The following is an 11,416-nucleotide window of genomic DNA, read 5'->3' on the forward strand; positions in this document are numbered from 1 at the left end:
TCAGCCCTTTTTCAGAACGCCCAGGCGTTCACCGGAATAGACCCTCTGCCGCAGCGGCTGCCACCACCATTCATTCTCCAGATACCAGCGCACCGTCCGCGCGATGCCACTGTCGAAGTTTTCTTGCGCCTCCCAACCCAGCTCCGTCTCCAGCTTGGTGGCATCGATGGCATAGCGCGCGTCGTGGCCCGGCCGGTCCGTGACGAAGGTGATAAGGTCGGAATGCGGCTTTGCCCTCGGGCGCAATTCGTCCATCAGAGCGCAGATGCGATGCACGACGTCGATATTGCGCCGCTCGTTACGGCCCCCGACATTGTACTTCTCACCGAGGCGACCGCGCGACGCAATCAGGTCGAGGGCGCGGGCGTGATCTTCGACGTAGAGCCAGTCGCGAATGTTGACGCCCTGGCCATAGACCGGCAGCGGCTTTCCGTCCATGGCGTTAAGAATAATCAGCGGGATCAGCTTTTCCGGAAAGTGGTAAGGCCCGTAGTTGTTCGAGCAGTTCGACACCACGACAGGGAGACCGTAAGTGCGGTGCCACGCAATCGCCAGATGATCGCTCGCCGCCTTCGAAGCAGAGTAGGGCGACGACGGATCGTAAGCCGTGGCCTCCTCGAACAGCCCCTGGTCGCCGAGCGATCCGTACACTTCGTCGGTCGATACATGCAGAAAGCGGAATGTCTCCTTGCGATCAGCGGGCAGCTCGTTCCAATAATGCCGTGCTGCTTCCAGCAGGCTGAACGTGCCCATCACATTGGTCTGCACGAAGTCGCCCGCACCACTGATCGAGCGATCGACATGGCTTTCGGCGGCCAGATGCATGACCCGGTCAGGCTGGAAGCTCTTCGTCGCCTCCGACATTTTTGCAAGATCGCAAATGTCGGCCCTCAGAAAACGATAGTTTGAAGCACCTTCGATCTCCTTGAGTGAAGCAAGATTGCCGGCATAGGTAAGCTTGTCGACATTGAGCACGTCCGCGCCGACGTTTTTCACGAGATGCCTGACGAGTGCCGAACCGATAAAGCCCGCTCCGCCGGTTACGAGAATACGCATCAGTTATCTCCGTTCGTCGTCCTTTTTTGACGGTCAATATTTGAAAGGGGGTAGATCCGCCAGTTTAGGCTGTATCCTATCCTTGTCCGACAAGACCACATTGTCGAGCGGCACAGGCCATTCGATACCGATCTCCGGATCGTTCCAAGAGACACCGCGGTCGCTGACGGCGCTATAAGGGGCCGTCACTTTGTAGGAAATCACGCAGTCCGGAACCAGTGTCGCAAAACCGTGTGCGAAGCCTGTCGGAATCCACAGTTGTTCGCCGTTCTGCATCGAAAGTTCGCAACCATACCACTGGCCATAGGTTGGCGAATTGACGCGGATGTCGACGGCTACGTCGAAAATCGTGCCAGCAATGCATCGCACCAGCTTCCCTTGAGCGAACGGGTCGAGTTGGAAATGCAGGCCACGTACCGTACCAGCGGCCGCAGAAAGAGATTCGTTCTCCTGCACAAACGCAACGTCGGCGACGTTTTCGCGGAACCAGCCGTCCTTAAACACTTCTGAAAAATATCCGCGATGATCACCCAGTCTTGTTGGAGTGATCTTGGTCAAACCTGCCAGAGGCAGAATCTCAATATTCATTACGCGCCTGTCCGTCTTCAGGTTTGACATCCCTGTCGTAGCAAATGCTACTCTGATCGCTGGTGAACAGTCACGTCATCAAAATTGGTAGTATGCCGGACCCTGACAGGGACGCCCTAGAGAAGCCTCGAACGACGTACGGTACAGAGAATAACGAACAAACCTTGGCGAGCCAAATTCGCGTTTCGCCAAAAGAGCGCTCGCTGTGCTTGTAGATAGCGGGCTTCCGCAGTGGCTTCATGTTCCGCTATAGGGCGGCAACCCGATCGGAAGATTTTCGAAGGCCTGTCGCAGATCCGCTCTTAAGGCAGTCCTAGGTCTGTCGTGCCGACATGCCCCGCAACTCCTTCGGAACTACAAGGTGTGCGAAAAAGTGACTTGCGCGCTTGAGGAGGCAAGGCGTCTTCCCTCCCATTCCAAAGCCCATTTTGGAACGTCGTTTTTAACGTCAAAATGTATGAATAGCCCTGTAAAGATAGTGCTTTTATGATTTCAAAGGGATGAATGGTGGGCGATGAGAGACTCGAACTCCCGACATCCTCGGTGTAAACGAGGCGCTCTACCAACTGAGCTAATCGCCCTTGCGAGGTCGGTCCGGTTGGGTCCGCCGCATCGGTGGCCGTGATCTATGCGGATCGGAGGCAAACCGCAAGAGTGTTTGCGAAGTTTTTTTGTTTTTATTTGACGAAAGGCAAAACGGACCAAAGGCCGAGCCGTGCATCCCGTCATACACGCCGCAGCATGCCCTTCGCCTACGACAAGGTCCGATACCGTCAGCGCCACAAGGTCGAAAATCCATTGGCCGCGCTCAAGGACTGGCGGCGCCTTAGGATCTGCTACGACCAACGTGCTCACACCCTTTGCACTTCAATCTGTGTCGCAGCCGTAGGGATCTGCTGGTTTCGATCGATGAGTCCTGGCCCTAGTAACGAAATAAATAGGCTTTAGGCTGTCTCTTCGCCCCCCACTCGTGAGAATGCGGCTGGTGTTTAGAAAGTTGGAACCAGAAGCGGAACGAGTTCAACTTTCTCTGACTTCGAGAGTGGAAACTTCAAGATTCCCCTGGAATTCGTGGGTTATGGTTTGAATGGCTGAGTTGCTGCTGGTCTATCTGAAAACGAAGCAACCCGGATCTTGCACCGTCCACAAGGTGTCGGGGACTATTGTAATGCTTTAGGTTCTCTCAGGCTCAAGAAGACTATCGATGGCGTTTAGGTCTTGTCGAATGTCTCATAGGCCTTGGTTGCCGATCCATCTCCGCTGATGTCTTTCGCATCAGTTCCCTCTCTGTCTCCGGTAGCGAATCCTATGATGTCCGAAGCGAACCAGGAGGGAGAACTAACGGGTGCTGGTAATGGGCGATCCAAGGGAGGTCAGTCCAATTAGGTCTCTCCCGCATAGTAATCCCAGCAGGCGCCGAAGCGCCCGTTCAGTGAACCAGTGAAAAGAGGTGGGGGCATGTGTGATCGGCGGAATGGATGATACCGGGGGGGTGTTTCAGATGCGGGGCGGTGTGGCTCCTCCATACTGGACCCAGACTTAGCTATGAAAAATCGCTGAACCCGATCCGTTAATCAACGCTCATCGATCCGACGTGTTCAGTGGTGAAAGACAAGCAACGCAAGCTGATGGAACCAGTGCAAATGCAACCATATCTAATTAGGCGCCCATATTCCTAAAAATCTCGCTGTATAATCATCATAATGATTATCTTAATAATATTATTTTGATTCTTTCTTTCGCCGAACCAGGAAGATGGAACCAAGACGGGAAATGCGAACCAGACGAGCCGAAGCATCCCGAGCGAGCGCAGCGAGCGAAGGGTAATGCGAGAGGCGAGTACTGGTGAGCCATGGTATGAAAATGCTCATACCCAAATATATTTAATCTATAAAATATTATCTGAAAATCATCATTTTAGTATGAGCTAATATTAATTATTACTACCATTATCGAGATAATGATCCTTCAATGCGAACCAGATGAGCCGAAGCATCCCGAGCGAGCGCAGCGAGCGAAGGGTAGTGCGGAAGGGTGAATGCTGGTGAGCCATGGTATGGAAAATACCTATGCCCAAAATTGTGCAGTTAATGATATTTTCTATATAATATTAAACTGAAAATCATCGATTTAATCGGAAGTAATATTAACTATTACCATTATCTAGATAATGAATGCGAACCAGACGAGCCGAAGCATCCCGAGCGAGCGCAGCGAGCGAAGGGAATGCGGGAGGTGAGTATTGGCGAGCATGCTGGAACCATACATAAAGAAGCGATTATCAATCATAATAAAAACAAAAAATAACGCTGTTAACGAAGTAAACCAACAAACTAAATATAATGGAGATTATGAAGATAATGATTCTTGGATGGATATAATATTATATCGGATATTTTCTATGATGATTTTCAAATAATCGTTGTATCGATTATCTTAATAATATTATCTTTTAGGAGGTTTCTCAAACTCTTTATGGTATAATCTTCTCTGGATTATACAACATCTCCCTCTCTCTCATTCTCTCTTATAGATAAGAGAGAAAGAAAGTGTAGGCCTCTCGGCGTTAGGGATGAATATCCCTACATCACGAATGGGGGGTCCGGCAAGCCCCCACCACACAAAAAAGAGTCGTGCCTCGATCCTGAGAATATTCGCGAAGTTCGCCTCGACAGGACGCCATCATCACCATCCCGCGGGAGATGGTCCAAAGTCATAGCCGTTATTCTACGAGACTAAAAATGCGCCGCCATGGTTTCCCTATCCCTGGTCCGTGTTCAACTGGGCGCTTCTGCGCCTCTATGGTCGCCACGCACCTACCTGACGCTGCATGCTGTGCACCAATGGGGCATAGGGCAGATCCAGCAGGGAGGCCCCTGGCGGCGGGAATGCGTCTCAACACGTGGGCCCTTAGCTTCAGGGACAGAGCTATACGAGGCTCCATGGTTGGGTGCGTTCCGGTTATTATCAAGATAATCGCCATTCGATTATCCTCTCTGATTTTCAAGGTAATCGACGCGGCACACAACTAGGCTGTTCCCTCACCATGCTCCCGGCTCGCTATCCCAGCTGGTTCAGCAGGTCATGCGCCGATGCTCGAAGCGCTATCTCATGCCGTCGATGATCAAAGTGCCGACGGCTAGCCAGCTATTCTCCGCCGACCTTCCGTTAGAAGGGTTTTTATCAATGGATCGCGGAGCTATTATTACGAAAATCCGCTTTCGATTTTCTGCTGCAATTATTGAGATAATAGTGTTGACTGGTCGAACGTAAGTGAGACCGCCATCAAATGGCCTCGGGCGTTATCGGCCGATGTCACATTAGTCCGAGCGATCGTGCGAACCGGTGTCCCGTCCCTGTAGCCTGGCTAATGGATCGCGCAGCTATTAACACGAAAATCCATTTCTCATTATCTCCGGCAATTATCGAGATAATGATGTCAGTGGGTAGGACGTTAGTGGAACCTGCGCCCGATGGCCTCGGATGTGTTATTCGGCGATGCACCCCAACAATGGTTCGGGCAATTATCGCGATAACCCCTTCTCGATTAATATCTCGGATTTTCTAGATAATGGGCTTTTCCTACAAGTGGCGGGATTGCGTTGGGGCTGGATCCGTCGGCATGTGTTTTGTGGAGTGGATCGTGCAGCGATTATCTCAAAAATCCATTTTTTGATTATCTCCAATAATCATCGAGATAACAACTTCACGTGGTCGGACGTTACGCGGAACATGCGTCCATAACCTCGGAAGAGTGGCACGGCCATGCACCCGAACAAAATCCGAGCGATTATCGTAAAAAATCCGGTTTCGTTTATATCTGGGATTTTCTAGATAATCGCTATCCAGATTTCTCCGAGCCGACGTCTCCCTCACTGCGGCCCTAGGCTATGGATCGCGCAGCTATCAAGACCCAAATCCGGTTTCGGTTATCTCAGGTGATTATCGAGATAACAATGTCAGTTGGTCGGGCGCTAGCGAGAACCCGCATCCTCACGGCTATGCACTTGAGCAAAAATACAAGCGATTATTGTAAAAATCCGTTTTCGATTAATATCTCGGATTTTCTAGATAATGGCCATCCAGCTCAAGGGATTACGGCGAGTGGTCGTCTCGACACCCATTAGCCGGCCACGGCCGTGCCGGAAGCCTAAAACCGCGTATTTGCCTGATAAGCAACTTGAGCCACCACCTTGGTCGCGTCTCCACGCGCGCCGTACCTTCCAATGAAATGACCCTTTTCGTCTGCGGACGGGCTTTCCACCTGATAAAGGTCCCATCGCTTGTCAGCAGTTGGCGTGAGGCGGTATGTTCGCCCGTTACTGCGGCAATACCAATTCGGAGTTTTCCCAAGCTGGGTCCATTTGCAGTCGGCTCCAGAGAGCAGCCTCTGCTCCGCAGCTATCCTTTCTTGCATCCTCAACGATTTCCGCCGCACCTGGCGCTCAAGTTGGAGTCGCTCGCGCTCCTGCTCGACGTGCTCTGAAAGCAGTCCGATGATTGCCGGCAGTTCAGTTCCTTCCGCTTTCTCCTTAGCGAACACCGCAAGACATCCATCCTTCAAGTCATCATCGGGGGAGAGGGTAAATGGTTCTTCTTCAAAGGCCCTGAGCCGCTGCGCAACATCCGTCATCGTCAGGGAGGGGCCTGGCATTCGATTAAGGTATCCTCGCAAATCCTCAACAGGAATCCAGCATCCGACAGCTGACCTGAGGAGCGCTTCTCTCTCACCCTCCCATTTTTGCCAGATGCCGTTCTCCCGATCTAAACGTTTGACGATAGCCTCCGCCACCTTCAACAAGGAGTTCGGATCACGAAGATGACGGAGGGATGGGCTTTGCATGTAGTCGTCCAGTATATGTTTCACAGTCCGCGCGCGATCGTCTTCCATCACCCACTCGATGTCCCAATTTGAATTGACGGTATTCAGAGTAATAGAACAGCTCGCGAGCTGCAAAACGACGATGACAACAAATCCGCATGCCGCCAAAGAATGTTGGAATCACCCGACATTGTTACTCGTTCGCGCGAGACAACACGGTGACCACCAACGGCGATGGCCACGCTCTGCGAGATGTGCGGATACCAAAAGGGCCGGTCGCGAATGCTCAACAGAGCCTCTGAAGCGAATGTAATGCGCCAATAATCGCCGCTGAGATCGAGATAATATTATTGGAATAATGAAGATAGCATTATTTTAAAAATGCTCTTTGCAGGGACACGATGGGAGGTCGTGGTTGACTGTCGACAGTATTATCTCGGAGAATGAATGTGATATTTTCAATAATGAAGTTCGTCTGGATAAGATAATATCGGTTGGAAAATGGAGATAATGTTATCTGCATAAATGCTCGTTGGGAGGATGTAGATCCCGTCGAAAATCCAACAGTATTATCTCGGAAATGCGCCCAGGAGAGCATGAGATAATGGCTCTAAAAACCGGGAAACGGTTTTCAAGAAAAGGTGGCAGGCGCATTCGACCGTAATGAGGATTCAGTCGGTTGACGGAATGTGCGAGCACCGCTCACGTCAACTAATGAAGTCAGCGTCAGGGTGAGCTGATGTCGAACCGGGCGACCTAGCGACAGAATGCATTGCTTAAGAGATCCGGGATAGCGCTCTCGAACGGAGAGTGCGTTTCACAGGCAACTATTCGCTCGACTTTGCCATGCATCTCCAGATCTCCTCGCAGAAAGCGCATTCATAGCTGCCGGGACTGGCGTCTTCATTGACTTTATGGTTCGGACTTCGCCAACCTTTTGGACCGCCGACCTTTCCGTCGCTGCGCAGCACGGGATAGCGGGTTCTGGGCCGGTACCGTTGTGCTCGGGGATCGCGCCCTCCGTTTGAGAGCGGGTACCTTCTTATCGCTAACCTTTTGTTTTCGCCGGCTTGGGTCGGAATTATTTCGAATAACCTCGTCCATAAAGTCACTGAATGATCCCCTCCCTAACGTGCCGATACCGGCTGGCAGGTTGGTTGAGGTCAAGGGACGTTCGATCATTCTGTCGGCTAGCAGATCGAGCTGCTCCTGGTTCAATTTGACAGTGCGGCCGTGGCGTATGAAGGGAATGTCATGTCTGCGGATCAATTCCCGAACATATCGCACCGGATTCACAACATCATCGGTGGTAATCCCCAAGGCGATAGCCGCCTCGGGCAGTAGGTAAAGGCTCTGCACCGTGGTCTATTCCTCCGCTGGCTCGGTTCCCCGCATGAGCTGAATGATGATGAGAGTCTATGTCGATTCAAGCGCGGTGGGCTGGAGATGAAAGCAACATTGAGGATAGATTTGCAACTGTTGAACAGTGACGTCTTCGCTTAAGAAGAAGATTATTATCGTTAATAATAGAAGTGTATTATCTCCAATATATTCGTTGGATTCGAAATTAATTTACGCATGACCGCGCCTGCCGATGGACGCAGACCTGCTGCGCTAACCGCGTAGGAGTGGCCCTCCACAATTTTGTTTTATGCTGCTTCGCCAAGGATGGCCGTAAGTAGCTTTCGTCGAGTGCTGACGTACCGATCGCCGATTTTGTTCGCCGGTAGCTTTCCATTGGCGACGAGGTGATAGGTCGCTCTCTGGGTTCTGTTGATGATTTTTGCGAAGTTTTCGATTCCCCAGATGGGAGCGTCGAGATCTGCGCTGTCTGTTTGCAATTCCATTTTATGGCTCCAAGAAATATGTGCATCACGGTGATATAAATTACCGTGATGTACTTGTATGTCAAGCGGTGAGAAATTACGGTGATGTCGCGATAATAAGGGACGAGACGGAATGGCGAGGGCGGGGCGTGGGTCGGATCAATTTCCGCTAAGGTTGCCGGACGGCATGCGCGATCGAATTAAAGAGAGTGCAGAAGCGGCCGGCCGTTCAATGAACGCTGAGATCGTTTTGAGGCTTGAAAGTTCGTTTCGATCCGACAAGGCGGATCCGAGGCGCCTAGACGTTCGTGAGCGGGGGAGCGAGGTGAACGCGGAAGTACTGGAACACCTCGGCCGACTGGTCCAACTACTGACTCCCAAGGAGGACTGAAATGTCTGTTCGCAAGCGGGCATGGGCGACAAGCAAGGGCGAGCAGAAGACTGCATGGGTCGTGGACTATGTCGATGCCAAGGGCGTCCGGCGGCAGAAGACCTTCAAGCTGAAGAAACAGGCAGATGCTTTCGCCGCCACAGCCTCGGTTGAGGTTAGGGAGGGCGTGCATGTTGCAGACAGCGATAGTGTGACGGTGAATGCTGCCGGCAAATTCTGGCTTGCCTCCAGCATATCGCGCGGGCTCGAGCGCTCTACTGTTGATCAATACCGACAGCATCTCGACCTGCATATTGCACCGCTGATTGGCGAGATTCTGCTTTCAAAAATGACCGTCCCGGCCGTCCGCGCCTTCGAGGATCGACTGCGCGAGACGAACCGATCGCCTACTATGGTACGCAAGGTGCTGGTTAGCCTCGGATCGCTTCTAGCTGATGCCCAGGAACGAGGACTCGTCGTCCGGAATGCCGTCAGGGAGAAGAGCCGCGCCCGGACCAAAGGGACTGAGCGGCGCCAGGAGCGTCGCCACAAAGGAAAGCTTAAGGTGGGGGTTGATATCCCGTCGCCGGCCGAGATGAAGGCCGTCATAGGCGCGCTCGAGGGCCATTGGCGTCCACTCCTATTGACAGCGATCTTTACCGGCATGCGCGCCTCAGAACTGCGAGGTTTGCGTTGGAGCGACGTCAACTTAGATAGGCGTGAACTCCGGGTTCATCGACGTGCAGATCGTTACAACGAAATTGGAAAGCCAAAGTCGGAAGCCGGAGAGCGCACCATTCCCGCGCCGCCGATAGTCATCAATACACTGCGCGAATGGAAGCTGTCATATCCTCGCCCCTACAGCAATGAGATGGACACCAACGGCAACCGCCAGCGCGAGAAGCCAGATGACGCTCACCTTGTCTTTCCCAACGGAAGTGGAAAGATCGAGTCGCTTGCGAACATCATCAACCGAGGTCTCATCCCGGTGCAAATTGCGGCCGGTGTCGTCGACGCGACGGGGGAGATGGATGATCAGGGAAAGCCGCTTTTTCGGGCGCGCTATACAGGCATGCATGCACTGCGGCATTTCTACGCGTCCTGGTGTATTAATCGCCCAGCGGATGGCGGCCTGGGCTTACCCCCGAAGGTCGTGCAGGAGAGGCTTGGTCATTCGACTATCGTAATGACGATGGACGTGTATGGTCATCTCTTCCCGCGTGGTGATGACGCAGACGAATTAGCCGCTGCCGAACGTTCCCTTCTTGGCGACTGAACGCGACACAAATGCGACGTGGAGCTCTAAAATCCTTGTAGGCCAGTGCTTCTGGTCGGATTGAAAATCCGCGTGTCGCTGGTTCGATTCCGGCTCTGGGCACCACTCCAAAACTTGCTTCCAAATGTTTCCGAACGAAACGCTCAGAATTAGATCCCGTTCTTTCCGAGCGGGCTGATTGACCCTTCGGGTGTCGAACAACCTACTTTGATGTTCGGCTCAGCGCTTCGGCACGATACCCAGGCTGAGGACCCACATTTCGCGGTAGCAGAAGTCGGGGTCGGAAATCAGGCGGTCCGGCTCTTCGCCAATCGCCTTCCATTGGTCATGATCCGCTTCCGGCAGGTCACAGGTTCGAGCGAGCCTGGATAAGAATTCGAGGTTGTTGCGGATATACTCGTGCTCCACGGGCTTTAGCGGCTGACGTCGCTCTGCGAGTGTCGTGATGGCAGAGACGCGCTCAAGGCCCGCCGCTCGAAACCAGGCTGGCAAGCGCGTTCCCCGCATGGCGCCGGAGATCTGCGTATCGCCGGATAGCGCATCGAGCAGCCGCCACATGAGTTTGGGATCTTGCGTAAGCGCGAATTTCTGCGCACCTTCTGAAGCGAAGTGCTCTCAGGCATGAAGTGTCCACCAAAATAGGTGGACACCAAATCATGGAAGAAGATGAGCAAAGACTGCGGGTGCGGCTTGTGGGTAGTGACGGACGACGTCGATATGACCCAGCTTCGGTAGATCGTCTTGTTGCAGCCTGTCTTGAACCGGGTGTCTCGGTATCGCGGCTTGCGCTTGAACACGGCGTTAATGTCAATCTCCTGCGGAAATGGATACAGAGGGCCAAGCGGCTTGGTCATCCTGTGCCTGCGGGTCCGGCGTTCGTTCCGGTTCAGGTCGGTCCCGATCGGAGCCTGCCAGTGCAGCGCAGCAGCTTGGATAAAAGCATCAAGAGGCTGTCTTGTGCGGCCAAGCTGAGCGCTTCACTGCCGAACGGGGTGAGCGTGACGGTGGAATGCAGTGATGTCGATGGGTTGGCAGCAATAATAGGAGCGCTGGGTCATGTTCAGACTTGGCGCTGATCTCCAGGTTTACCTGCATCGTGAGCCGATCGACTTTCGGGCCGGCATCAACAGCCTCGCGGTCCTGGTCCAGGAGACGATGGCGCTGGATCCCTTTGCTCCTGCGGTTTTTGCCTTTTGTAATCGCCGTCGCGACCGGGTGAAGCTCCTGTTCTTTGATCGGTCCGGTTTTGTGATGGTCCTGAAGAAATTGACGGAAGACAGGTTCCGATGGCCCCGCCGAGAGACTGCGGTGGTGACGCTGACGACAGAGCAGCTGCATTGGATTCTCGATGGCATCGATATCGATGCGATGATCCGCCATCCGGTGCGGCAATATCAGATCGCCGGCTGAGGATGGCGAATTGAGCTGTTGACGCAAAGGGGCGGTTCAGATTCAAGAATCTGATGACTCGAACCGGC

Annotated in this window: 9 protein-coding genes and 1 tRNA gene; 4 read left to right on the top strand and 6 right to left on the bottom strand. The window is 53.0% G+C overall.

Annotated elements, in window-relative coordinates:
- From rfbB to FHT76_RS17245, 5 genes are all read right to left on the bottom strand, one after another.
- Positions 1-1,056: a dTDP-glucose 4,6-dehydratase gene (gene rfbB, locus FHT76_RS17225; RefSeq protein ID WP_259185728.1), complete on the bottom strand. Its 1,056-nt coding sequence runs from the start codon at positions 1,054-1,056 to the stop codon at positions 1-3.
- A 33-nt stretch (positions 1,057-1,089) separates the two neighbouring features.
- Positions 1,090-1,644: a dTDP-4-dehydrorhamnose 3,5-epimerase gene (gene rfbC, locus FHT76_RS17230; protein ID WP_259185739.1), complete on the bottom strand. Its 555-nt coding sequence runs from the start codon at positions 1,642-1,644 to the stop codon at positions 1,090-1,092.
- Between the two features lie 505 nt (positions 1,645-2,149).
- Positions 2,150-2,225 (bottom strand) — tRNA-Val (locus FHT76_RS17235).
- A gap of 3,569 nt (positions 2,226-5,794) precedes the next feature.
- Positions 5,795-6,535, bottom strand: coding sequence for a hypothetical protein (locus FHT76_RS17240; protein WP_259185729.1), 741 nt, complete (start codon positions 6,533-6,535; stop codon positions 5,795-5,797).
- Between the two features lie 1,580 nt (positions 6,536-8,115).
- Positions 8,116-8,313, bottom strand: coding sequence for a DNA-binding protein (locus tag FHT76_RS17245; protein ID WP_259185730.1), 198 nt, complete (start codon positions 8,311-8,313; stop codon positions 8,116-8,118).
- 112 nt (positions 8,314-8,425) lie between these two features.
- On the opposite strand from FHT76_RS17245, the gene FHT76_RS17250 reads away from it, so the two are divergent.
- Together FHT76_RS17250 and FHT76_RS17255 are read left to right on the top strand one after the other, a co-directional pair.
- Complete coding sequence (locus FHT76_RS17250) at positions 8,426-8,683, top strand: Arc family DNA-binding protein (RefSeq protein ID WP_259185732.1); 258 nt, start codon at positions 8,426-8,428, stop codon at positions 8,681-8,683.
- 1 nt (position 8,684) lies between these two features.
- Positions 8,685-9,938, top strand: a complete 1,254-nt coding sequence (locus FHT76_RS17255) for a site-specific integrase (protein WP_259185733.1) — start codon at positions 8,685-8,687, stop codon at positions 9,936-9,938.
- A gap of 219 nt (positions 9,939-10,157) precedes the next feature.
- Here FHT76_RS17255 and FHT76_RS17260 read toward each other — a convergent pair whose 3' ends face one another.
- Positions 10,158-10,496, bottom strand: a complete 339-nt coding sequence (locus FHT76_RS17260; protein ID WP_259185734.1) for a hypothetical protein — start codon at positions 10,494-10,496, stop codon at positions 10,158-10,160.
- 98 nt (positions 10,497-10,594) lie between these two features.
- Here FHT76_RS17260 and tnpA point away from each other — a divergent pair, with 98 nt between their 5' ends.
- Together tnpA and tnpB are read left to right on the top strand one after the other, a co-directional pair.
- Positions 10,595-11,014, top strand: coding sequence for an IS66-like element accessory protein TnpA (gene tnpA, locus FHT76_RS17265; protein ID WP_113451387.1), 420 nt, complete (start codon positions 10,595-10,597; stop codon positions 11,012-11,014).
- A complete protein-coding gene (tnpB, locus tag FHT76_RS17270; RefSeq protein WP_113451388.1) occupies positions 10,995-11,348 on the top strand; it encodes an IS66 family insertion sequence element accessory protein TnpB in 354 nt (117 codons plus the stop codon). Before tnpA ends, tnpB begins: the two co-directional genes overlap by 20 nt.
- The last annotated feature ends 68 nt before the right edge of the window (positions 11,349-11,416 follow it).

The sequence above is a fragment of the Rhizobium sp. BK176 genome, assembly GCF_024808055.1.

Coding starts and splice junctions, on each gene's coding strand:
- rfbC (WP_259185739.1), bottom strand. CDS start 1,644: ATGAATATTGAGATTCTGCCTCTGGCAGGTTTGACCAAGATCACTCCA.
- FHT76_RS17250 (WP_259185732.1), top strand. CDS start 8,426: ATGGCGAGGGCGGGGCGTGGGTCGGATCAATTTCCGCTAAGGTTGCCG.
- tnpB (WP_113451388.1), top strand. CDS start 10,995: ATGTTCAGACTTGGCGCTGATCTCCAGGTTTACCTGCATCGTGAGCCG.
- FHT76_RS17255 (WP_259185733.1), top strand. CDS start 8,685: ATGTCTGTTCGCAAGCGGGCATGGGCGACAAGCAAGGGCGAGCAGAAG.
- FHT76_RS17245 (WP_259185730.1), bottom strand. CDS start 8,313: ATGGAATTGCAAACAGACAGCGCAGATCTCGACGCTCCCATCTGGGGA.
- rfbB (WP_259185728.1), bottom strand. CDS start 1,056: ATGCGTATTCTCGTAACCGGCGGAGCGGGCTTTATCGGTTCGGCACTC.
- tnpA (WP_113451387.1), top strand. CDS start 10,595: ATGGAAGAAGATGAGCAAAGACTGCGGGTGCGGCTTGTGGGTAGTGAC.
- FHT76_RS17240 (WP_259185729.1), bottom strand. CDS start 6,535: ATGGAAGACGATCGCGCGCGGACTGTGAAACATATACTGGACGACTAC.
- FHT76_RS17260 (WP_259185734.1), bottom strand. CDS start 10,496: ATGTGGCGGCTGCTCGATGCGCTATCCGGCGATACGCAGATCTCCGGC.